Below are 19,181 nucleotides of genomic sequence, written 5' to 3'. Positions count from 1 at the left end.
CTCTCTTGCCAGGGCGTCTTTGAGGAAGCCCCAAGGTCATGTGTTCGGCTCAGCTAGGCGCTGGATGGATGGTCTTCAGAATGAGCTGCGGCACCGTCGTCCCGCTCCGGACGGTCGAGCGGTGAGCCATCAAGACCGACCGAGCTCCGGAATCTCAGTGCGGAGATCGATCTCCGGCCGCGCGCTCAATCGCGCCCGCGATCGCACTGAACGCTTCAGTGATGCGTCGGAATGCGGCGGTCGCGCGCTCGAGTTGTTCGGATGTGAACTCGGGCGTGAGCTGGGGCCCGGGCGCATGGCTCATGTGTTACCTGCTTTCGCTACGTCTTCGAGGAGCTTGATCCAGGAGCCGCGGGGGTACCGTTCCCCGCATCCCGGTTCGGCCGGGTACTCAACCGGCCCCCACTCGTCCCCTGGCCAGCCGGGCCCGGTCACGTGCGCGGTCGGGTAGCCGGCGCACCAGACGGCGGTGGATGCGTCGGCGCGGACGTGGAGCGTTCCGCCGCACTGCCCGCAGACGAGGTCGCGGAGTTTGACGATCGGGGCGTCGTAGCCGAGGCGGATCCGGCACGTCGACACCCAGCCCCGAACCTGATGGACGGCGTCTCGGGCGGTGTCGTCGTCGACGTCCAGGAGCAGCCCGACGCATTCGCGGAGCGCGTCTGAGGGCGCTTTGCGGCCGCCCCAGGTGCGGCCCGCGGCTTGGCGGAGGTCGCGGCGGAGCCGGTCGATGCCGCGGCGGATGTCGTCGTACAGTTCGACGGCGCTGGTGGCCGGGCTGGCGGATTCGAACCCGAGAGAGCGGAGCGGGTTGAGGGCGCCGTCGCTGTCCCATCCGGCGCTGCCGCCGGGGACGGCCGCGCCGCCGGCGACGACGCCGAGCCTTCCGGCCGGGCGCTGCTCGGTGCGGACGTGCTTCCAGCGGCCGTGCGCGCATTTCAGCCCCTGCCTCGCCGACTCGCATCGGTCGTCCTCCCCCTGGTGGTCGCTCACCCACTGGAAGATCCGCACCGGCACCGTCGCCTTCGCCGACTTGATCGCGTGGAGCTGATCGAGGAGGCCGACGTCGCGGGTGATGTGGCGGGCGTCCGGGTCGACGACCTTGACGGTGCGGCCGCCGCCGCGGCTGACCTGCTTGTACCGGGTGACGGCCTCGTCGGTGGTGACCTCGTCGACGAGCTCGGTGACGAGCTGGGCGAGTTCTTCGGCCGGGCTGGTCGGGATGGTGGCGGCAGGCTCGGTCAATGACGGCTCCCCTCGTGGTGGTTCATGGACGCCATTCGGGCCGGTAGTCGGGGTGGGATGCGTACGGCAGGGCGAGCAGACGAAGCGTCTGGACGGGCCAGTGATCGTCGTCGCCTCCGCCGGAGTAGCCGACGTGCTGATCAATCAGCCGCCGCTTGGTCTCGACTTCGGCCAGCACGCGCGCCGGGCCATGGCGGACGATGTGACTTGCGACCGTAGTCGGGACCTCCTCGGCGTAGTGGATCGCGAAGTTGGGCAGGTCTCCCACGTTCTGCGTTGGATAGTGCTCCCTTGCTCCGAAGGCTCACCGAGATGCCCTCGCTTTCCTCTCCCACGCATTCGTTCTGGGCGGGGTCAACAAGGAGGACCTGTTCCGTGTCGGGGTCGATCCACTGCCAGTGGTCTCCGGCCGGTTGTCCTTCCTGGCCGCGTAGGCGGCTGGCTTCGCGCGCCCACCACTCGTCCTCGGCCAGCCGCGCGCCCGCAGGAACTCCAGCAGGTCGTTCGATGCGGCGCTCACGATACCGCCAGCGGGATGCTGTAGTGCGCGGCGATGGCCTCGACCGTCCGGCACGGCCAGTCGGGGCGTTCGGCCTCGTAACCGTCGATGTCATCGCCCTGGCAGGTGCCGTCGTGCCCCTCATCGTGGAGGTCGAGAATGGTGCGGGCGAGCGGGTCGGTGATCGCGGCGAGCTGCTCACGGGCGGCAACGAGGACCTCGGCGCGCGCCGCTGCCCGCCGCTGGTACTCGGCGGCGGAACGTTCCGCTTCGGCGCGTTCGGCTTCGGTCGGCTCGACGAGGCCGTGGTCGAGCAGGATCTCGCGGGGCACGGCGAGGATGCTGGAGCGCTTCGTGGCGGTGATGCGTTCGGTGGTCATGATGTCCTCATGCGTCGATGGGGCGTTCGGTGTCGGGCAGCCAGGCGCGTTCTTGGGTGCCGAAGGTGCCGCCGCCGAACCCGAACGGGCCAGCGTCCGGGCGAACGTCCTCCACCTGCGCGGGCTCGGGCTGAGCGACGGGGCGGGTCCAGCACACGGAGAGGACCTCACGACCGAAGGCGTACAAGGTCACGATCATCCGGCTTCCGTGTCCCGATGCGGCGCGAGCTCGGCAGGGATGTCACGCCGCTTCAGCTTCGCGAGCCGTCCGTCCGGGTGGTGCCAGACGATGCCCTCGTACGGGTGCGCCAGGAGCCAGGCGGCGAGGCCGTCGAAGTCGAGCGGGACGTCGTCGAGTTCGTGGGTGCCGTGGCGGATCAGGAAGTGCACGCCGAACTGCTCGGGGTCACGGTTGATCTTCGGGCCGCACAACTCGTACGTGCCCAACTCGAATTGGGGTCCATGCTCAAGGGCGAAGTTCAGCGCCTCGACGTGCACTTTGGCGTACGGAGTGTCCTCGATCGGCTGCCAGCCCGTGCGCTTCCCGGTCCGGTCATCGACCTGAACGAGCTGGAAGTTGGGCGGCGGGGTCTTGCCGGGCTTGACCTCCCGGCGCCCCCACCACCGGCCGTCCTCGTCGAGACGGGTGGCGGTCCCGTCGAGTTTGCGGGTCGCGCGTCCCTCGCCGGCGAACACCCAGGCGCAGTCGGGGTTCGGTTCGCGGGTGACGCGGGAGGGGTCGTTCTCCCAGTCACGGACGAAGATCGTCGGAATCTTGCGCATGGTGGGGCTCCGTTCCTAATCGGTGGGCGGCGGTAGGAGTTCGGACAGGTCGGGCGCGTCGATCGGAGTGACGCGGTACCCCTCGGCTGCGAGGAGGTCGAGGAACAGCCCGGCGCCGTGCGAGGACGAGATGACGCCGTGCTCGCGGCGGTTCCACTCGTCGAGGACGTCCGCGACCGTGCGCTCGGGGCCGGGTAGCTCGGCGAGCTGGGCACGTGTCATCCGGTCGAGGGCCTCGCCGTCGGGCTCGTAGTCCTCGGGGTTGATGTAGGTCATCGGCGGCGCCTCCTGGCCTTGCGGCGGCGGGCGTAGCCGGCGCCGTCGACGAGCAGCGGCGCCGGGTTCCCGGCCGGGTTGCAGCGGCGGCAACGGCGCCAGTGGACACGAACAGCCCGCCGGCGTTCCGGAGTCGCTGGCGGGTAGTTGTCGTCGATCTCGATGGGGCGGGTCATGCCGTACGCCTGGGTGACCGCCCGCCGGTACAGGGCGAGGGTGTAGTCGATGAGGTGGTCGCGCGGCAGTAGCCGCTGCCGGCCGAGCGGCTCGGCGACCATCAGTTCTTCGTCGTCCCACGCACCGGTGGCCAGCGGCGGGCACGCGGATGTCCCGGTCCGGTCCGCGCGGTCGAGACCGCCTGGGGCGATCCCTTCGGCTACCCACTCGGCGCGGGTGCCGTGCCCAACGGGCGCGTCGACGATCGTCCACCACTCGATGTACAGATCCCGGGCCCGGTCAGGCTTGATCAGGAAGCGAGGCATCAGTCCGAGTCCCTCCGCGCGGCAGCGAGGATGCGTTGCACCGCTGCAACCTCCCGGCGCCGGTCGATCCCGGGCCCCGTGCAGGTGAGCCATCCAGCCGGATCAGCGGGTTCGCAGTCTTCTGCGGCGTTCGCAGCTGAGAAGGGGCTCCGATCGGGCAGGCAGTTGATACAGCCCCGCCCCATGCACACGAGGCACATGTCTTCGAGAGCCCGGTTGAGGTCGTCGAGGATCCAGCGGTCCGCCAGGTTCCAGTAGTCCGAGGGCGTCATGGCGCCTCCTGGATGATGCACGCGGCCATCTGGACCATCGCGCCGATGTGCGCGTTGATCGCCTCGTCGGGCACGGCCTTCACGAGGTCGAGGAACATGTCGCGGTCGCCGTTCGCCCGGGCGGCCAGGAGTCGACAGGCCCACTGCTCGGTGACGGGCACGCCAATGTCACCGGCCTGGACGCGGCCGGTGACGGTGTCCATCCACGACAGCCGAACCGGCCCGCCCCCGGGAGGCATGATGGGCGCGAGCGCGGCGTCGCACCAGTGCATCAGCGCGATCGGGATGGCGGCGGGGCCGTGCTCGTCGAGGAGCTGGTTGAGGGCGCGGTCGGTGGCGGCGCGGTCGCCGGCGCGCATGGTGTCCAAGGCAGCCATCGCGGCGTCCTGCAGCTGCTGCCGGTCACTGGACATGGTCAGAAGTCCCCTTCAGCGACTTGGAGGACGGTGAGGCCGAGGTCTTCGCGCCACATCCGGATGACGGAGGCGCGGTCGTCGAGGACGGCGGTGACGGGCCCGACCGGCGCGACCCACCGCTCGTACAGCGCCCGCTTGACCACGTGGTCGGGGCGGTGGTCACCGGCCGGGCGCATCAGCAGCGCCTCCCCTGACACGCCGATGTGCGCGGCGATCCACACACCGGTCGCGGCGCGACACTCCTCCGAGCGGCCGGACAGGTAGATGATCCGGTGCCCTGCGGTATCGAGCGCGCGGACGACGGTGACGATCGGGGTGTGCGGGACGTCCTCGCCAACGCGGTCCCAGTCGTATGGGGAGCGGACGTCGTCGGTGTCCTGGCGGAGCGCCATGGTGCCGTCCAGGTCCACCAGGAACAGGGCGGCGTCAGCCGGGGCCGGGCGGTGCTGGAGTTCCTCTACGTGGTCGCTTAGCTCGCTGATCTGGTCTTCGTGGCGCATCTCGAACCGGCACCGGGAGCTGTCGCGCGCGTGCCGCAGGATGTCTTCCGCCCAGGTGAGCCGCTGCTGCGGGGGCGCGCTGTTGAACCGGTGCAGCCATTGCCCAGGCGTCGGCTCGCAGCCCGGGTCGCGGGGTGTGGGGTCTTCGCCTTCGTGGAGGCGGGCGGCCTCGGCCGCGTGCGGGCAGGGCCTGGCCTGGTCGGGTAGATGGGCGGCGCGGACGGAGTGGAGCCATTCCTCGACGCGGGCGCGGTCGGGCTCGTCAGGCAAAGGTGTGCGCGCGGCGGCAAAGTCGACCTCGGCCTCGGACAGGACGAAGCGCGCTTCCTCAAGGTCTCCGCCGGCGACGCGCTCACCGAAGTCCAGGTACCACTGCGGGTCGGCGAGGCGGACGTCAAGGTGGCCGGTGCGGTACAGCTGGAGGCCCCCCCTGGTGGACGAGCCGGGCGAGGTGGCGGGCGTGCTTGGCCGTACGTTTGCGGGTGTCCGCGCTGAAGGAGCCGTCGCCGCGGGTCTCCAGCCGTTTGAACTGGGAGACCGCGTAGCCGAGGTAGGCGTCTTTGACCCGGCGTGCGGACAGGAACGCGGTCCGGATGCTGATGAGCTGCTCGCCGAGGGCAGTGCGGGTCTCGTACAGGCCGTCCGGGAGCCAGATCAGTTCCGTGACGGTTGGGTTCATCCCGAGGCAAAGCGCGGCGCACTTCCCGGCCTCGTGAAAGGTCACGTCGGGCTTGGTTGTGACCGTGGTGGCGTCGCGGCCGGTCGGCGGGTGAAGGCCGTGGAACGCGGTCGTTGGGGCGGCGTACACGCCGAGCCTGTCGATGTCGGAGCCGGGCCCGGCGAGACCGTAGGCGGTGGATCCGACGATGCCGGCCAGGAGCACGTTTGCGGGTTGGGCGGCCATCAGGTCGCCCTCACTGCGGGCTGCTTGGGCCGCTCGGGCGGCTGCCGGTAGGTGCGTGCGTCCTCGCCCCAGGGCACGAACGTCACATCCATCTGGTTGTCGACCGCGTGGCGGAGCGCGTCGATCTCTTCCTCGAACGGGCAGATCGACGAGCCGTCGGCGTATCTGGCAACCCAGACGCCTGTCTGGTCTCTCATCGGTCGAGCTCCTTCCGGGCGGTGGTGCAGCCACATACGCACCAGGTGCGGTCGACGCCGCGGCGTTCGCCGTTCTCGTCCAGCGGCCGAGCCGGGTGTGCTGCGAGGCGCGCGTGGAGCGGCTGGAACTCGCTGTGGGGCACGTGGCTGAAGATCTCGTCGCTGAGGGGGCCGGGCTGGACGATGCAGGTGTGCGAGATCTGGTGGTCGGCGCACACCTTGCAGAGCGGGCACAGGCCACCGCCGACGTCGGCGCGGTCGTCCAGCGCTGCCGCTGAGGGTGGGATCGTGAGGTCGCTCATGGTTCTCCTATGCGGCGTTGTGGCCGGAGGCGAGGGCGCGGAGCACGGACGGGACGAGCTGCGGGACGAGCTGCTGCTGGTCCGGGGTGAGGTTGAGGCCGTCGAGGATCTTGCGGACGGCGCCGGCGAGCATCGCGCCCTGCTGCTCGGCGAGCTGGATCTGGCGTTCGGCGATGCCCATCTCATGCGCGACCTTCGCGTACTTCACGACCCGGTCGCGTTCCTGCGCCTCGAGCTGGACGAGGCCGCGGATCGCCTCGCCGGACGCGAAGATCCCGTACTCCTTGTCGGCGGAGTAGGTGTGACCGATGAGGCCGGCGCCTTCCCCTACCGGCGGCGCGCCCTTCACGTACGGTTCGCCGTTCTCCTCGCGGTCTGACTGGGCCCGCAGTGCCTGTTCCTCCAGCAAGCCAGCGTAGAAGTTCGCGCGGAACCACGACATGTTGAGCATGCCGATGATGGCTTGCTGCGGGGTGACTGCAACCTCGTGGTACGCGGCCGTCCACGCGTCCATCGCTTCGCCCTGCGCCTTGGCGACCTCGGCGGAGAAACCGGCGTGGTGGTAGCAGCGGTCGAGGCCGGGGATGGCGGGCTGGTGGCAGCGGCCTCCGCCGCGTTTGGCGCGCCGGTTCTTCACGCATTCCCACCGGTCGTGGTCGGCGCACCAGACGGCGCCGACCTGCCGGACGGGCGCGGCTTCGTCGTCGGTCAACTGACCCTCCCGTCGCCCTGTGGAGCTGAGTCGCCACGTTGGGCGACTTCCTTAGACGTGCGAACGCCAGGGCGGGGCGGCTCGTTCCCTCCTGGCTGGCGGGCGGGACGTTGTCGGTGGTTGCCTCGGGCCACCGGTAGCCGCAGCGGGTGCACTGCCGCTCCAGGTGCTCGATGCGGACGAGCTGTCCTGCGTGCATGTTCGGCGGCCGGTAGCTGGTGGTGGCGGCGCAAGCCCCGCACTTGGCGCATTGCGAACCGGTGCCAGTGAAGGGGGGGCAGTGCGGTCGCCGATGCGAGTTCGGGTTCTGGACTCATGCCTCATCTGCCTTTCGGTCCGGGGCGTCGGAATGTCGTTCGGCGCGGAGTAAGCAGGTCCTGCCGTGAGCCGCGCTGCCACGCCCGTCGGGGCCGCGCATCGCAGGCGGCCGTCATCGGCCGAATGGGGTGCCAATCGGCTTCGGGCGGTGGACAATGCAACCCGCGACCGAGCCAACACGAGGGGAATGGAGCACTATGGCGGACTATGAGGCACCGTGGACACCAGGTCCTGAGGTGCCGTTCCCAGTGCTGCTGCTCAACCCGGAGGGTGATCGCCACATGGCGTTCGACCCCGCCAACGGGCAGTTCTACCGGCTCTGGCAGCACAAGGCACCAGAGCAGATCAACGGCGGCGAAGCGATCCTGCTTCGTCCTACCGATATCGACCTGGTCCTCAAGCAGGCGATGACATGGATCATGCAGCACCCCGGCACCGATCGCGCCTACCGGCTGGGCGATGAGATCATCGCTGGCGCCAAGACCGCTGTGGTGTATTTCGCCCAGCGGGCCGGGGCCGTCTAACGGTAGATCCCTGCGCGGCGCGAGTCTGCCGGTATCAGGCGGGGTCCTCGCCGGGTTCTCCTCGACCCCGGGATGGCGGAGGCCGGTGAACGCTTCGCGGGCGACGAACTCCTGGTTGCGGTCGGTGTCCCCCCGGACGGCGCGGTCAGATGGGATGGAGATGGCGAGGCGGCGGGGCGCTGAGATCGTCTGCGGTGACTCCGGACCGTTGTCTGGTGAACGCGATACGTGATCACCAGTGATCGTCGCGCGTTGATCGAATCCGGGCTGCGCAACCCCATCCCCGCCCCGCCGGACCACGCCTGCCATCACCGGCCCACCTGACCGAGCGCCCGGATCGCCTCGGCGATCAGCCGCTGCCCCTTGCGCTCCTGGTCGCTATCCAGGCGGTCGAGGAGACCGTCCTCGTCGAACGTCGCAGTGATGCGCCCGGCCTTGGCCAGCGCCGCTATGAGGTCCCAGTCCCAGCCCGAGTTCCCGAACGGCCGCTTCCCCGAGAACCCCTCGCCCGTGCTCCACAGGGCGGTGAGAAGCGCGGTCAGGTACTCGCGGATCGTGGCCGCGCCGGCGTCGTTCTCGCCCATCCGAACGTCCAGGACCGTCGCGCCGTCGCCGACCCGTTCCCACCCGTCGGCGCGGTACCGGTACGTGCCCGGCGCGAACGAGCCGGTCGCCAGGGCGATGTCCAGGACGGTGAGCGTCTCGCGGTGGAGTTCGCTCAACTCGTCTTCGCGGTCCCGGTCGAGGTCGTCGAGGTCGATGTCGAGGAGTTCGGCGATGTCGCGGATGACGCTGCTGTTGCCGTAGGGGCGCTTCGGGTCGATGGTGGGTGCGCCGAATTCGCAGTCGTTCCAGCTCCAGTGGGCGTTGCGGAGGAGGGTGAGGTGGTCGTTGGTGATTTCGAATTCGCGGTCAGTCATTCTGTGTCCTTTTTGACGGGTACCGGGTGCCATGTGGTGTACGGCTTTTATTGGGCTTTGTGTCCGTTTATTAGTTCAGTGGCGTGGGTGTCGTGTGCCTCTCATGTCGGGTTCTTGAGGTCAGCGGGTGCGCGTCGATGAGGGTGGCGCCGAGGTCCGGCAAGCGGGCGAGTGCGGCGGGTGGCGTCGACGACGGGGCCGGGCGCCAGGGCGGTTCCCACAGGCGCGGGTCGGGTTTTCCACAGGCGTGTCGCCTTCCAGCTCAGCCATAAGAGACAGAAAGCGGGGTTTTGGCCTGGTGTCTTTCCTTTGGTCCTGGTGCCTGTAGTTGGCATGGTGGGCGGGGGCGAGCCCCCGGTCATTCCTGGAATCACCGGGGGTGAGCCCCCGGTCATTCCTGGAATCACCGGGGGTGAGCCCCCGGTCATTAGTTCGGGCACGACGGGTTGTCCACAGGCCAGCCGCGGCGAGTTATCCACAGGCGGGCTGTGGGTCATTTCGGTGCTCGCGGCTTCCGCTCCGGGCCGGTGTCGACACCCGGCGGCACGATCAGCGTCTGCTCTTCCGGGTCGAGGTGCGCGACCCGCTCCAGAAGGTCGGCCGGAGCGGTCAGCCGGTACTCCGCGGACCACCCCGGCCCGCCACGGCGCCCCGGGGAACGATGCGGCGATACCAGCTCCAGCAGGTTCAGCCGGCGCAGGCGTCCGATGACGGCCCGGACGGTCCGCTCGTCCAGGTCGCACACCATTGCCATCCGCGCCGCCGAGGGCCGCACGCGGGTCCCGTCGAGGTTCCCGTACGTCGCGAGCACCAGCGCGACGTCCTGGACGGTCAGATGCCGCACCCAGCGCCGCGGGTCCCGGGTCTTGCCCTCGTAGAACCCGAGGCGGCACCGCCGGACGAGGCGCTCCCAGTCGAACCGGCGCATCCATTGGACGTCGAGCCCGGCCAGCGCCACGGCATCGTCGCCCGGCTCCTCGTCGGCCACTCATCACTCTCCCGTCCTCGTCACGTTCCAAAGGCCGCTGCCGGGCTCACCCCGGCACGGCCTCCTCCAAATGCGTCCACGGGGGCCTGCTCGGGCACTCGATATGCGGCTCGGCGCACCAGTGCAGCCCGGCGAGCTCCACGCCGCCCTCCACGTACGCCAGGACCGCCAGGCCGCGAACCAAGGCACCAAACGCTGCAGCGGGCCGGCCGCCCTTCACGCCGTACAGCAGCTCGTCCGCAGCCGCGCCGCCGCGCATCAGCTCCTGGACCCACGCGGCGTCGTTCGCGCGCTGCCGATCCGTCCAGCCGCGGATCTCCAGCATCCGCAGCGGCACAGCCGCCCGGAGCGCGGCGGTGAGCTTCTCGTCCAAGCCCGCGTGGAGGGCGGGCCCGTCGGCGAACGCCGCACTCAGGTCCTCAGTGCGGGTCATTTCGGCCCCCGGTCGCTCGCCTGCTTGGCCTGCCGCCAGGTGCCCGGGGCGGGATTCGAACCCGCAGAGATGCCGCCTTTAAGGCGGCTCCGTCGCCGTTGCGCCACCCGGGCCTGCTGCGTGCCCGCTCCCTCTTCCGCCACCTCGATGAGCAGATCGAGCTGGCCAACTGCGGACGGTGCCGCACGTCTCCGCTTCGGAGTGGGCGCGCCCTGCGCTGACGGCCGGTCTCCATCAGGTACCGGCACCGGGGGTGGTTCCTCGGACGCGGCGTGCAGCTCCTGGCTGTCGCTGCGGTCCAGGAGCGCGTCGAGGCGGGCGGCTTGGTCGCGTTCGCGGACGGCGTGGCGGAGCTGTGTCCACACAATGCCGCGGCCCGGGAGTTCCGAAACCGAGGGTTCGCCTTGGGCGCCTCGCACGGTCGACACCATGGGCGCGGTTGGGGGCTGGTTGCGGTTGACGAGGATGACGGTGGGGGTGCCGTGGCCAGGGAGTAGGCGCCGGAGGTGTCGATCACCCAATGCAGGTCCAGCCCTGACAGGTACTTCTCGACGTACGGCTTGCCGAACTCTCGTTTCATGAAGCTGTTCGCGGTGAGCTGCGCGCACCAGCCTCCCGGCTTGAGCAGGTCATTGGCCAGCGCGTGGAACGGCAGTGAGAGTGCGTACTTTCGGTGGCACACGTCCGGGTACCGGGCGCGGACCGCGTCCCGGGCCAGGGCGTCCTTCGGGGTGATGTAGGGCGGGTTCATCACCACCACGTCGTAGGCACCGCGCGCCAGCAATGGCTCATCGTCGGCGAGCAGGGAATCTGCGGTGGCCACCTGCACCGGCAGATCCGCGGGTAGCCCGGCAAGGTCGGTGCCGCTCATCGCGGCGGCCAAGGCGCACAGCCGGTACCGGGCGATCAGCGCCGCGTACGGGTCCAGGTCGCATCCGTGGACCTGCGCCAGCACGTCCGGCACTAGGGCACCGCGCACGCGGGGTGCCCCTGGGTGCAGCCACTGCCACGCTTCCAGCCGCAGGAAAGTCTCGACTAGGACGTGCCCGGTCCCGCACGCCGGGTCGATGACCTTCAGCGAGCGCAGTCCATCCCATCCGGCTTCGTCGGCGGCATGGTCGAGGGACAGGGACAGGAGCAGGTCGGTGACCCATGGCGGGGTCTGGCACAGCGCGCGTCCCTTACGCGCCTCTTCGCTGAGCTGCTGGTAGAGGTCACCGATGCGGTACCCGTCCGGGACGCCCGGCAGGTCCACGGTCGTGTGCTCGGCGTACAGGGCCGCGATGTCGGCCGCCGCGTCGCCAGGGTCGGCGTCCCACATCGGGTTCGCAGCAGGGTCAGCGAAGCCGGCGAGCGCCGGGTTGCACGAGGCGAGCTGCTCAGCCTGTTTCCGGATCGCAGCAGAATCGTCGAGGTTCTCGGCCGAGATGAGCCCATAGCGGCCAGCGTGGTCGACGACGGCGGCAGTGTGGACCCACGCCACCGCGGCACGCTCGCCGATCCGACCAGCCAGCTGGCTGGTCACCGCCTGCGCGGCCTTCCACAGCGCGGCCTCGCCATGCCGCGCCTGCACGGCCGCATCCCGCCATGTGACGCCGGTGAACCCTGCGATCCCGATCACGCAGCCGCCCCCCGCTTCTTCGCGCGGTAAAGGGCGCTGCGGTCACGACCGCACGCCTTGCACCTGCCGGCAGCCGTGAGGATGTCCGGGACGAGTCGGTGCCCGTTGGAGCAGTGGGTTCGAGGCGGCTTGGCTGGCTTCGGTTCGACCTCGGCCAACGCGCGCCGTTCGCGCTGCTGCCGCCGGTTGACCAGCAGCTGAACACCGCTACGGCGGCCCCGGCGCCGGTCGCCCTTGCCCCAGAACCGCGACGGTGTCTCGCCCTCGTGCCACAGTGTGAGGAACTCGCGGCGGGCGTTCTTCAGATGGGTGTTGAAGGTGTTGTAGCGCTTCCCGACCGCGGCCGACGCTGCGACGGGGTCCTCGTAGGCGGCCAGCGCGAGCAGCATCGCCTGATGTGTGGCGGACAGCCGTTCCCAGATCTGCCACAGTGCTACCCGATCCACTACCCCGTCCTCGCAGGAGCGGTGGGCGCGACGGTCGAGTTCCCAGTACTTGCGGAATCCCCGCATGCCTTCGAACCCGGCGTCGGGGTTTCGGCGGTCGTAACCCCATGTGTGCCCGTAGTCCTGCTGGAGCCGGTTCACGGCGTCCGCGCCGAGCCGCTTCAGCTCCCACGGGTCCGGGGCGTCAATGGCCGTGTAGATCCCTTCGACGATCGCGTACCAGGCGGCTTCGTACCGGTCCTGGTAGTCCATCGCCTGCGCCCTCGCCGCTCTCACCGCGATCCGCGCGAGCCGTTCGATGTCAGCGAGGTTGTAGCCGTGCCGCAAGGTGTGCGCATCGTCTGGGGCTGGCACCCACCTGGGCTCGGGCGGCAGGGAATCCGCGGCCTGTCCGGTCGGCTCGTAGTAGGTGAGCTGAACCATCACGCACCTCCCTGAGCACCGCGGCGGTGCGCCGCGTCGCGGTCCTTCTGTTCCTGGACGGCCGCCTTCGCCGCGGCCTTCTCCTGCGGGGAGGCGCGGCGTTTCCCGGAGGCGACCGCGCGGGCGTCGACCGCTGGCCACGCCAGGCTCTGCGCCGAGTAGGACTCGCGGCCGTACGTCTCATAGGCGGGGCATGACGGCTTCCCGCAGTGGCACCTCGCCAGCGCGCACGTGCCCGGCGGCGGTTCGGGCAGGCCGCGCTCGGCCGAAGGGATGTGCAGGACGCAGCGGGGCCCCTGGATGAACAGCCGGGTCGGTGTCGCCCCGCACGTGCGCTCTTCAGCTGCGGAGTAGTGCACGCACGGCTTGCTCAACTGGTCAGTCACGGCGCACCGCCGAGCGCGCCGAGCGCGGCCGCATCGGCACGGGACACGCAGCCGGCGAGGCGCTGCCGGTGGAGCGCCCGCGCGACCGGGACCGGGCTACCCATCGCTGTCCCCGTCCAGAGGGCGGATTCCGGCGGCGGCGCGGGCGACGGCGTCGTTCAGGTCGTCCAGCCGGACGACGGGTGCGCCGTTCAGCGCGAATACCGGCAGGTCGTCGAGGATCTCCCTGAACGCCTGCACAGTCACTTCGGCGGGGACCTTCCCCGCCCCGGGGCAGCCCGCGCGCAGCGAGCCGTGGCTGTAGATCAGCCCTGTCGCGGTCATGGCCCTGGTCTCACCGCAGTGCGAGCAGGTGCCGGTGCGTCGCCGCGCCTTCGGCGTCGATGATGGGCGCGGCTCGGACGCGGCGGCCTGCACGATCACCGCCCCCACGTGATCAGGTCGGCGATGAACTCGATGAGGTCACCGACCCAGCCGCCGCGGCGGCGTCTGTCGCGGCGGGCGCTGCGGTATCTGCGCATGTGGTCTCCTCAGAAAAGGGCGTGCTGGACCACGTCCAGGCCCAGCTCGTAGGTGTCGATGTCCTGACCGTCCGCACGGGCCCGCGCGACCCATTCCGCGGCCATGTCCCGCGCGTTGCGAACCGCCTGCTCGAACCCGGCGCGGTGGTTCGTGCCACAGCACACGCACCGGCAGGGCTCGTGCTCAGCGTCGTAGCAGGCGCGGCCGCATGAGCCTGCGACGGAGCCGCCTACGCGGACGGTCAGGACGGAGGTCACAGGAGCTTCGCCTCCTTCAGCAGGCGGCGGGCCTGGTCGAGCCGCTCCCAGTCGTCCGCGGTCCCGCCGGTGTCGGGGTGCAGCTGCTTGGCCAGGAACCGGTACAGGCCGTTCGGGGTGGCGGTGTCGGCGTCCTTGGCGTGCGGGCTCGCCTGGTCGCGCATCCAGCGGACGGCGTCATCGGAGGAGGCGAACCCGCCCTCGGCGGCGGGCAGCGCCCGGAACCCGACGTACTGCTCCGCGCGCCTGGTGACGCCGTACCGGTCGACCGCCCGCAGCGCCTCCAGCGTGAGAGCGATCGCCCGGACGTTGGCCTGCCACGCCGGTAGGGCCCCGCCCCATTCCTGCTGGTAGGTATCCGCGGCGTACCGCAGCGGCCCGTGGTCGCTGCTGAAACTGACGACGACACCGGGGAACTCGACGTGCGCGCGTGCGCGAAGCATCCCGTCCTGCCGGATGTCCGCCTTCCCGGCGTCAACCTGGAGCACGACGAGGTCGGCGCCGAGAAGCCCGGCCTCCCGCTGCAGGAGATCGAGGGTGGACTTCCACGATGCGCGGAAGACCCCGGACGAGCGGCGCGGGCTCGTCACCGGGTCGGTCCATACGGTCAGCGGCTCGATCTGGAACCTCACGAACGTCCTCCGGCTGGCAGGTCGGGCGGGGTGAAGCCCGGCTTGGAGGTGACGTCGTCGAGGAACTCGGTGATGGTGATGGGGCCGTCGGTGGTGTCGAGCTCGATCAGGTCGAGGGCGCGCCACAGCTCGACGTCGTGCTCGTCGGGGACGATGCCCTGCCGGAGGGTCTCGTCGCGGTGCTGGGAGATCACCCAGGCGAGGCGGAACACGGTCGTCACCTGCCGGGTCTTCCGTGCCGAGTTGGCTGGGGCAGGCTGTGGGGACGGCAGAGCAGCCGCGTTGTTCAGGGCGTTCTTGGCCTCGCTGAGGCGCCGCTGGAGGATGCGTCGGTAGCCGATCGCGCGGCGCCGCCATTCCTGATGCTCGCCCTGCGCGGCGAACCACTTGTCCTTGCCTGCGGGGCCTGCCTGGTGGCATTCCTGCCGGAAGCTCTCCAGGTCGGCGCGGCGCTCGGCGAGTTGGTCCTCGACATCACGGAACGCCGATCCCAGCGCGGCGTGGGTTCGGCGGACCATCTGCGGGTGAAGCAGCAGGTCCCACAGGGACGGGTGTTCGTCCCGGTCGAGGTTGTTCTCGATGAGCGTGCGGAAAGAGTCGTCCGGCAGTGTGGACAGGTTGTGGAGCTGCGTCGCGGGGTCGGTCGCGGTGGTCATGTCGTCCTCCTGGATTTGCGGCGACGCCGCTTGGGGGGCTTGTCGCTCTTCGTCCAGCCGCGGCCGCGTAGCCGCCCGGGCCGGCGCTGACGGGACAGGGCGGCCTCGCACACCCGGCAGCCGACCGCCGGGCCGGTGTGGCCGCAGCGGGTCCGCCCTTCGGGTGTCCCAGTGGCGACCTGGGTCAGGACCTGACCGAATTTGCGGGCCATCACAGCCCCTGCCGTCGGGCGAGGTCCCCGGCCCACGCCTCGCACGTGGACCCGAGGTTCAGGACGGCGGCGTGGAGGCGCTCCGGGTCGGTTTCGGCGAGCGCCGCGTACAGCCGGGCCCGCACCAGGTCGGCCCAGGTGCTGCAGCCGGCGTCGATCGAGCGCTGCAGGTGCTGCTCTGTCCGGGCCACGATCGTCGCGAACGGCGCGCCGGTGCCGTCCCGCTTCGGGAGGTCGTCCGGGACCGCGGTGACCGGGCCGGTCCGGAGCCCTGTGACGATCGGGGCGAGGACGGTGGCGGCCCTGTCGACCCACGGGCCTGGGATCGCCGTCTCGAGCGCTACGGCCAGGCCCTCCCGGATGGCCTCGACGCGCGCGCCCGGGACCGGAGCCTCACCGCCGTGGAGTTCGTTCACTTGGCCGGCCCCTTCGGGGTGGGTGAGCCTGGTGGAGGCGGACTCTGTGTTTCGCCGCCACCCGTGCCTCCGCCACCCGGGGGCGGGTCGTCGTCCTTACCGCCGTCCGGCGGCGGGGACGTCTGCGTCGCAGACGGTGACGGCTCGGCCCGGGTCGGAGCCGGTGTTCCAGGCCGGGTTGCCTGTTCTGTCCGGCGGGGGCGGGGCTTCACGGTGGCCGCCGGGGCCGTGGGCGTGCGGATACGTGACGGTCCGGGCGCGGGTGGCGGAGCGTCGAGGGCTCCGGGTGGTGTCTCCGTCACCCCGGCGGCCGGGGGTGAGGCAGGGTCGGCGCTGGCTGGGAGACCGGCGACGTAGCCGCCGAACATGGCCGCCGCAGCGAGGCACGCGACCAGCCCACAGAACGCGGCCCTGTGACCGACGATCCAGCGGCACAGGTCGTCCAGGAGAGTCCGCCACCGGGGGGCGTCGGCATGGTGGCCGCGGCGCCGCTCAGGCTCGTACTCGACGGGCGGCAGCATCGCCGTGATGTCGTTGTCGTCGCGCCCAGTCACGGCGTGGACCTCTTACAGGAGGGGTCCTGCGGGACGACGTTGAGCGCGCCGTAAGGATTGTCGCCGTGGTAGACGACGTAGATCCGGTTGCCGTGCCGGTCGCACTTAGTGGCGACGTTCGAGAAGCCGTCCGGCATCGAGTAGACCTCGGCCGCGCTGTCGTCCTTGGACTTGATCGGCGCGTCGTTGAACGGCTCGGTCATCTTCGCGCAACCGCTGGCGAGCGCCAGCACACCAGCGGCGCCTGCCGCGGTGAAGAGGACACGTAGACGCAGGTTCATGAGGTCTCCCGGGTGGGTGGGGTTGGTGTGAGGGTGATGCGGAGGCCAAGCGCGGCGGCCCACTCGTCGAGCGACGCCATGTTCGGAATGCGGGAGCCGGCCTCCCATGCGCCGACCGTGGACGGCCACCGGCCCATGCGTTCGGCGAGCTGGGCCTGATTAAGGTCCTGGGCGTACCGGGCCTTGATGAGTTGCTGCACGAGCGGGTGCCTCACCGGCCCACCTCCGCGGGCTCCGGCGCGGTCAGGAGGATGCCGCGGAAGTGAGCCGGGCCACGGCTCACGAACCCGGCGCGCTCCAGCACGCGCAGGTGGTAGTGAACGGTGGATGTGCTGGTGACGCCGACCGCCGCGCAGATCTCCCGGACGGTCGGCGGGTAGCCGCGCCGCTGCACGGACTCGCGGATGGATGCGAGCACCGCCCTCTGCCGCATGGACAGGCCCGCCTCAGCGCGCTCATCGGCGAGCGCGGCGCGGTCACCGTCACTCTGGTCACGGGTCTCGTCCAGTTCAGCGCGGAGACGGTCGACCTCGTCCAGCAGTGCCGTGACGTGCTCGGCTGAGCGTTGGATCCAGCGGGCGACCGGGTTGTCGATCCCGCGGATCGAGTCGGGGTCGTATGCGGCGCGCGGCACGATCATCTCGGCAGCGCGGCGCATGACCGCGTGCTCGTCGGGGCCGCCCTCGTCGCGGAGCATGAGGTCGGCGTAGATCGGGGTGCCGTCGGCGTCCTCGGCCTGGGCGCCGTGCTCATCGAGCGGGTGGGCAGGGCCGAGGATGTACTGCCAACCGGAGTGCGTGGTCGTCAGGAGCGGGCCGGTGGTGCGGTGCCCGATCCACTGCCATGGCGGCGCGGGGACGGCGGCGAGGTCCGCGCGGATCTCGGCGAGCTTCTCATCCGGCATCCGGTCAGCCACGTCCCACCGCCTCCGGGAGGTCCCAGCCGAGGTCCTCCGCTTCCTTCCACACGGCCGCCAGGTCCGCGCGCGCCCGCTCGACCCGGTCCCGCAGCTCCGCCAGCTCGTCCGGGCCGCCGGAGAAGGGACACTGCGTCCGAGCGCGGACGCGGTTCCGCAGCACGATCACCGGGACACCGCCTCGGCCAGCTCGTACCGGGCGGTCTGCGTCACCACAGGCCGTGCCACGGCGGGCGAGCACAGGACACGGGCGGCGGGGCCGGTGTGCATGAACGCCGGGAGCGGCGCACCGTAGGTCCGGCCGTCCTGGCTCCTGAAGAACAGGATCCGCCGGGCCTGGTCAGCGCCGGGGTTGCTGATGTGGACGGCGCGCCAGCCCCGCACCTCGGCGCGGTCCCCGATGCACGCCGCGGCCTCGAGCGCGTGCAGGACCTCCGCCTCGATCTCGACGGGCTCGTCGGCCTGGACGGGGTCGCGGCCGAGAACGATCGGCAGCTTCGCTATCCGAAGGGCCAGGATCGCTTTGCCGGCGCGGAGCCAGCAGTAGTTGCACACCTTCGCGGCCTCGTCGGTGAGGTCGTGCAGGTGGATCGACTCGTTGTAGTGGAGGTGCTCGGCGATCTTCTCCAGCGCCTCCTGGTTGTGGACACCGGCGAGCTGCCTGGCCCGATCCTCTTCCCTGGTCATGTGTGCCTCCGGATGGGGGTGACGTTGGCGGGCAGCACCTGCTGGGCTGGGCCCTTGCAGGTCGCGAAATGGGGCATGAACGTCTTCTCAAGGGGGTGGCGGGCGTCGCCTTCGACTGACGCCAGGGACCGAGCCCTCCAGGCGCCGAGCGCGTCCTTGAATGCCAGGACGTTGCCCTTCGGGTTCGGCTCCGGGTCGAGCGGCTGGTAGGCGCCGGACTCGGTCAGCGCGAAGATCACCGGCTGGCTGCACAGCCGGCAGGCGGGCGCGTTCCTATGCCTTCTATGCGCCATCAGGTGCCCCCGGATGGACGGCGTCGTAGCGCTCGACTACCTCGCCGGGGATCCGGCCGCGCGGGTGGACCTTGATGCCCTCTCGGGCAGCCCACGCACGGATCGCCTGCGACCGCTCGCGGTCCATGCTCGGCGCGTTGCTCTTGCGAGTGGGCTTGCCGGTCAGCGCGGCGACCTCGGCCTGCGCCGCCTCCAGTTGGGCCCGCAGTTGCTCGGCGCGGGCCTCGACCTCGGCGAGCTTGGCGGCGCGTTCCTCGGCCTCCTTTTTCTCGGCCAGCCACGGCTCGTAGAGCGCCACCAGCGCGTCGATCGCCGTCGAGGCTTTGGCCGCGGCGCGCTCGAGCTTCTTGTCGCCCGAGGCGTGGGCGTCCGCGAGGAGCTGCTCGATCCCACCGGCCACCATCTCGGTCGGCGTCGGCGTCGGCGTCGGCGCGGCTGCGGGCTGTCCCTGGGGAGCGGGACCGGTGGTGGCGGGTGCGGTCGGGTTCTCAGCAGACATCGGGGTGGCCTTCTCTTCGGCTTGGGCGGGCTCGGCCGGGCGCTCGCCTGCCCGGTCGGTTGAGGGGTCCACAACCCAGCCTTCGGCGGTGATCCGGGCGATGAGCTGCGGCCGTGGGATCTGGAAGGCGGCGGCGACCCAGCCCACGGTCTTGCCGTGGAGAAGGGCCTCTCGCTGCCGGTCTGTGAGTTGGGTGATCTGGACGGAGGGCATGGTCACCGCCTCCCGG

32 protein-coding genes and 1 tRNA gene are annotated in these 19,181 nt (G+C 70.7%); 2 read left to right on the top strand and 31 right to left on the bottom strand.

The window, feature by feature from the left end; all coding sequences use genetic code 11:
- Positions 1-300 precede the first annotated feature (300 nt).
- The 13 genes from E1287_RS07310 to E1287_RS07255 all read right to left on the bottom strand — a co-directional run bounded on the left by E1287_RS07310 (position 301) and on the right by E1287_RS07255 (position 6,968).
- Positions 301-1,245, bottom strand: coding sequence for a hypothetical protein (locus E1287_RS07310; RefSeq protein WP_131964068.1), 945 nt, complete (start codon positions 1,243-1,245; stop codon positions 301-303).
- A 22-nt stretch (positions 1,246-1,267) separates the two neighbouring features.
- Positions 1,268-1,513, bottom strand: a complete 246-nt coding sequence (locus E1287_RS07305; RefSeq protein ID WP_131964067.1) for a DUF6221 family protein — start codon at positions 1,511-1,513, stop codon at positions 1,268-1,270.
- A gap of 248 nt (positions 1,514-1,761) precedes the next feature.
- Positions 1,762-2,124: a hypothetical protein gene (locus E1287_RS07300; RefSeq protein WP_131964066.1), complete on the bottom strand. Its 363-nt coding sequence runs from the start codon at positions 2,122-2,124 to the stop codon at positions 1,762-1,764.
- Between the two features lie 7 nt (positions 2,125-2,131).
- Positions 2,132-2,323 carry a hypothetical protein gene (locus tag E1287_RS07295; RefSeq protein WP_131964065.1) on the bottom strand — a complete coding sequence of 64 codons (192 nt, stop codon included), beginning with the start codon at positions 2,321-2,323 and terminating at the stop codon, positions 2,132-2,134.
- Positions 2,320-2,907, bottom strand: coding sequence for a DUF5565 family protein (locus E1287_RS07290; RefSeq protein WP_131964064.1), 588 nt, complete (start codon positions 2,905-2,907; stop codon positions 2,320-2,322). The genes E1287_RS07295 and E1287_RS07290 overlap by 4 nt, the downstream gene beginning before the upstream one ends.
- Before the next feature lie 15 nt (positions 2,908-2,922).
- A complete protein-coding gene (locus E1287_RS07285; protein WP_131964063.1) occupies positions 2,923-3,183 on the bottom strand; it encodes a hypothetical protein in 261 nt (86 codons plus the stop codon).
- Positions 3,180-3,665, bottom strand: a complete 486-nt coding sequence (locus tag E1287_RS07280; RefSeq protein ID WP_131964062.1) for a hypothetical protein — start codon at positions 3,663-3,665, stop codon at positions 3,180-3,182. The genes E1287_RS07285 and E1287_RS07280 overlap by 4 nt, the downstream gene beginning before the upstream one ends.
- A 268-nt stretch (positions 3,666-3,933) precedes the next feature.
- Positions 3,934-4,350 carry a hypothetical protein gene (locus E1287_RS07275; protein ID WP_131964061.1) on the bottom strand — a complete coding sequence of 139 codons (417 nt, stop codon included), beginning with the start codon at positions 4,348-4,350 and terminating at the stop codon, positions 3,934-3,936.
- A 2-nt stretch (positions 4,351-4,352) separates the two neighbouring features.
- A complete protein-coding gene (locus E1287_RS45465; protein WP_243718719.1) occupies positions 4,353-5,123 on the bottom strand; it encodes a hypothetical protein in 771 nt (256 codons plus the stop codon).
- 124 nt (positions 5,124-5,247) lie between these two features.
- A complete protein-coding gene (locus tag E1287_RS45460) occupies positions 5,248-5,757 on the bottom strand; it encodes a nucleotidyltransferase domain-containing protein (RefSeq protein WP_243718717.1) in 510 nt (169 codons plus the stop codon).
- Entirely contained in the window at positions 5,757-5,954 is a 198-nt protein-coding gene (locus tag E1287_RS07265; protein ID WP_131964060.1) for a hypothetical protein, read from the bottom strand. Before E1287_RS07265 ends, E1287_RS45460 begins: the two co-directional genes overlap by 1 nt.
- Positions 5,951-6,256 (bottom strand): hypothetical protein, encoded by a 306-nt coding sequence (locus E1287_RS07260; protein WP_131964059.1) that lies wholly within the window; start codon positions 6,254-6,256, stop codon positions 5,951-5,953. Before E1287_RS07260 ends, E1287_RS07265 begins: the two co-directional genes overlap by 4 nt.
- A gap of 7 nt (positions 6,257-6,263) precedes the next feature.
- Positions 6,264-6,968: a hypothetical protein gene (locus tag E1287_RS07255; protein WP_131964058.1), complete on the bottom strand. Its 705-nt coding sequence runs from the start codon at positions 6,966-6,968 to the stop codon at positions 6,264-6,266.
- A 566-nt stretch (positions 6,969-7,534) separates the two neighbouring features.
- Between E1287_RS07255 and E1287_RS07250 the strand changes: the two genes are divergently transcribed.
- Positions 7,535-7,810 carry a hypothetical protein gene (locus tag E1287_RS07250; RefSeq protein ID WP_131964057.1) on the top strand — a complete coding sequence of 92 codons (276 nt, stop codon included), beginning with the start codon at positions 7,535-7,537 and terminating at the stop codon, positions 7,808-7,810.
- 308 nt (positions 7,811-8,118) lie between these two features.
- Here E1287_RS07250 and E1287_RS07245 read toward each other — a convergent pair whose 3' ends face one another.
- The 4 genes from E1287_RS07245 to E1287_RS07230 all read right to left on the bottom strand — a co-directional run bounded on the left by E1287_RS07245 (position 8,119) and on the right by E1287_RS07230 (position 10,264).
- Entirely contained in the window at positions 8,119-8,730 is a 612-nt protein-coding gene (locus E1287_RS07245; protein WP_131964056.1) for a hypothetical protein, read from the bottom strand.
- 493 nt (positions 8,731-9,223) lie between these two features.
- Positions 9,224-9,718: a hypothetical protein gene (locus E1287_RS07240; protein ID WP_131964055.1), complete on the bottom strand. Its 495-nt coding sequence runs from the start codon at positions 9,716-9,718 to the stop codon at positions 9,224-9,226.
- A 46-nt stretch (positions 9,719-9,764) separates the two neighbouring features.
- Complete coding sequence (locus tag E1287_RS07235) at positions 9,765-10,151, bottom strand: hypothetical protein (protein WP_131964054.1); 387 nt, start codon at positions 10,149-10,151, stop codon at positions 9,765-9,767.
- A 40-nt stretch (positions 10,152-10,191) separates the two neighbouring features.
- A tRNA-Leu gene (locus tag E1287_RS07230) sits at positions 10,192-10,264 on the bottom strand.
- A gap of 1,001 nt (positions 10,265-11,265) precedes the next feature.
- Here E1287_RS07230 and E1287_RS45455 point away from each other — a divergent pair.
- Positions 11,266-11,802, top strand: coding sequence for a hypothetical protein (locus tag E1287_RS45455; protein ID WP_243718715.1), 537 nt, complete (start codon positions 11,266-11,268; stop codon positions 11,800-11,802).
- Here E1287_RS45455 and E1287_RS07220 read toward each other — a convergent pair.
- From E1287_RS07220 to E1287_RS44605, 14 genes are all read right to left on the bottom strand, one after another.
- Complete coding sequence (locus E1287_RS07220) at positions 11,769-12,641, bottom strand: hypothetical protein (protein ID WP_131964053.1); 873 nt, start codon at positions 12,639-12,641, stop codon at positions 11,769-11,771. The two genes, E1287_RS45455 and E1287_RS07220, sit on opposite strands and share 34 nt — an antisense overlap.
- Positions 12,641-13,027: a hypothetical protein gene (locus tag E1287_RS07215; RefSeq protein ID WP_131964052.1), complete on the bottom strand. Its 387-nt coding sequence runs from the start codon at positions 13,025-13,027 to the stop codon at positions 12,641-12,643. Before E1287_RS07215 ends, E1287_RS07220 begins: the two co-directional genes overlap by 1 nt.
- A gap of 96 nt (positions 13,028-13,123) precedes the next feature.
- The gene (locus tag E1287_RS07210) at positions 13,124-13,450 is read right to left on the bottom strand and encodes a hypothetical protein (RefSeq protein ID WP_131964051.1); all 327 of its coding nucleotides are present in this window, start codon (positions 13,448-13,450) and stop codon (positions 13,124-13,126) included.
- Positions 13,451-13,557: 107 nt separating this feature from the next.
- A complete protein-coding gene (locus E1287_RS07205; RefSeq protein ID WP_131964050.1) occupies positions 13,558-13,806 on the bottom strand; it encodes a hypothetical protein in 249 nt (82 codons plus the stop codon).
- Positions 13,803-14,438: a hypothetical protein gene (locus tag E1287_RS07200; RefSeq protein WP_131964049.1), complete on the bottom strand. Its 636-nt coding sequence runs from the start codon at positions 14,436-14,438 to the stop codon at positions 13,803-13,805. The genes E1287_RS07205 and E1287_RS07200 overlap by 4 nt, the downstream gene beginning before the upstream one ends.
- Positions 14,435-15,094, bottom strand: coding sequence for a hypothetical protein (locus tag E1287_RS07195; protein WP_131964048.1), 660 nt, complete (start codon positions 15,092-15,094; stop codon positions 14,435-14,437). Before E1287_RS07195 ends, E1287_RS07200 begins: the two co-directional genes overlap by 4 nt.
- Positions 15,095-15,305: 211 nt before the next feature.
- Positions 15,306-15,722, bottom strand: a complete 417-nt coding sequence (locus E1287_RS07190; protein ID WP_131964047.1) for a hypothetical protein — start codon at positions 15,720-15,722, stop codon at positions 15,306-15,308.
- Between the two features lie 550 nt (positions 15,723-16,272).
- Positions 16,273-16,557 carry a hypothetical protein gene (locus E1287_RS07185; RefSeq protein WP_131964046.1) on the bottom strand — a complete coding sequence of 95 codons (285 nt, stop codon included), beginning with the start codon at positions 16,555-16,557 and terminating at the stop codon, positions 16,273-16,275.
- Entirely contained in the window at positions 16,554-16,772 is a 219-nt protein-coding gene (locus E1287_RS43565; RefSeq protein ID WP_165968915.1) for a helix-turn-helix transcriptional regulator, read from the bottom strand. Before E1287_RS43565 ends, E1287_RS07185 begins: the two co-directional genes overlap by 4 nt.
- Positions 16,769-17,473: a helix-turn-helix domain-containing protein gene (locus tag E1287_RS45450; protein WP_243718713.1), complete on the bottom strand. Its 705-nt coding sequence runs from the start codon at positions 17,471-17,473 to the stop codon at positions 16,769-16,771. Before E1287_RS45450 ends, E1287_RS43565 begins: the two co-directional genes overlap by 4 nt.
- On the bottom strand, positions 17,466-17,642 hold the full coding sequence (locus E1287_RS43560; protein WP_165968914.1) for a hypothetical protein: 177 nt from the start codon (positions 17,640-17,642) through the stop codon (positions 17,466-17,468). Before E1287_RS43560 ends, E1287_RS45450 begins: the two co-directional genes overlap by 8 nt.
- On the bottom strand, positions 17,639-18,160 hold the full coding sequence (locus E1287_RS07165; protein WP_131964043.1) for a hypothetical protein: 522 nt from the start codon (positions 18,158-18,160) through the stop codon (positions 17,639-17,641). Before E1287_RS07165 ends, E1287_RS43560 begins: the two co-directional genes overlap by 4 nt.
- Positions 18,157-18,453 (bottom strand): hypothetical protein, encoded by a 297-nt coding sequence (locus tag E1287_RS07160; protein WP_131964042.1) that lies wholly within the window; start codon positions 18,451-18,453, stop codon positions 18,157-18,159. Before E1287_RS07160 ends, E1287_RS07165 begins: the two co-directional genes overlap by 4 nt.
- On the bottom strand, positions 18,443-19,165 hold the full coding sequence (locus E1287_RS44605) for a histone-like nucleoid-structuring protein Lsr2 (protein ID WP_207934069.1): 723 nt from the start codon (positions 19,163-19,165) through the stop codon (positions 18,443-18,445). The genes E1287_RS07160 and E1287_RS44605 overlap by 11 nt, the downstream gene beginning before the upstream one ends.
- Positions 19,166-19,181: the final 16 nt, after the last annotated feature.

The sequence above is a fragment of the Actinomadura sp. KC06 genome (assembly GCF_004348735.1).
GTDB lineage: Bacteria > Actinomycetota > Actinomycetes > Streptosporangiales > Streptosporangiaceae > Spirillospora.
Note: the sequence above shows the minus strand (reverse complement) of the source record. Positions and strands in the feature narration are given on the sequence as shown.

Excerpts from the sequence above, each read along its gene's own strand:
- E1287_RS07300 (WP_131964066.1), bottom strand. The coding sequence starts at position 2,124 with ATGACCACCGAACGCATCACCGCCACGAAGCGCTCCAGCATCCTCGCC.
- E1287_RS07295 (WP_131964065.1), bottom strand. The coding sequence starts at position 2,323 with ATGATCGTGACCTTGTACGCCTTCGGTCGTGAGGTCCTCTCCGTGTGC.
- E1287_RS07290 (WP_131964064.1), bottom strand. The coding sequence starts at position 2,907 with ATGCGCAAGATTCCGACGATCTTCGTCCGTGACTGGGAGAACGACCCC.
- E1287_RS07285 (WP_131964063.1), bottom strand. The coding sequence starts at position 3,183 with ATGACCTACATCAACCCCGAGGACTACGAGCCCGACGGCGAGGCCCTC.
- E1287_RS07280 (WP_131964062.1), bottom strand. The coding sequence starts at position 3,665 with ATGCCTCGCTTCCTGATCAAGCCTGACCGGGCCCGGGATCTGTACATC.
- E1287_RS07275 (WP_131964061.1), bottom strand. The coding sequence starts at position 4,350 with ATGTCCAGTGACCGGCAGCAGCTGCAGGACGCCGCGATGGCTGCCTTG.
- E1287_RS45460 (WP_243718717.1), bottom strand. The coding sequence starts at position 5,757 with ATGGCCGCCCAACCCGCAAACGTGCTCCTGGCCGGCATCGTCGGATCC.
- E1287_RS07265 (WP_131964060.1), bottom strand. The coding sequence starts at position 5,954 with ATGAGAGACCAGACAGGCGTCTGGGTTGCCAGATACGCCGACGGCTCG.
- E1287_RS07260 (WP_131964059.1), bottom strand. The coding sequence starts at position 6,256 with ATGAGCGACCTCACGATCCCACCCTCAGCGGCAGCGCTGGACGACCGC.
- E1287_RS07245 (WP_131964056.1), bottom strand. The coding sequence starts at position 8,730 with ATGACTGACCGCGAATTCGAAATCACCAACGACCACCTCACCCTCCTC.
- E1287_RS07235 (WP_131964054.1), bottom strand. The coding sequence starts at position 10,151 with ATGACCCGCACTGAGGACCTGAGTGCGGCGTTCGCCGACGGGCCCGCC.
- E1287_RS45455 (WP_243718715.1), top strand. The coding sequence starts at position 11,266 with ATGGTCGAGGGACAGGGACAGGAGCAGGTCGGTGACCCATGGCGGGGT.
- E1287_RS07220 (WP_131964053.1), bottom strand. The coding sequence starts at position 12,641 with ATGGTTCAGCTCACCTACTACGAGCCGACCGGACAGGCCGCGGATTCC.
- E1287_RS07195 (WP_131964048.1), bottom strand. The coding sequence starts at position 15,094 with ATGACCACCGCGACCGACCCCGCGACGCAGCTCCACAACCTGTCCACA.
- E1287_RS07185 (WP_131964046.1), bottom strand. The coding sequence starts at position 16,557 with ATGAACCTGCGTCTACGTGTCCTCTTCACCGCGGCAGGCGCCGCTGGT.
- E1287_RS07165 (WP_131964043.1), bottom strand. The coding sequence starts at position 18,160 with ATGACCAGGGAAGAGGATCGGGCCAGGCAGCTCGCCGGTGTCCACAAC.
- E1287_RS07160 (WP_131964042.1), bottom strand. The coding sequence starts at position 18,453 with ATGGCGCATAGAAGGCATAGGAACGCGCCCGCCTGCCGGCTGTGCAGC.
- E1287_RS44605 (WP_207934069.1), bottom strand. The coding sequence starts at position 19,165 with ATGCCCTCCGTCCAGATCACCCAACTCACAGACCGGCAGCGAGAGGCC.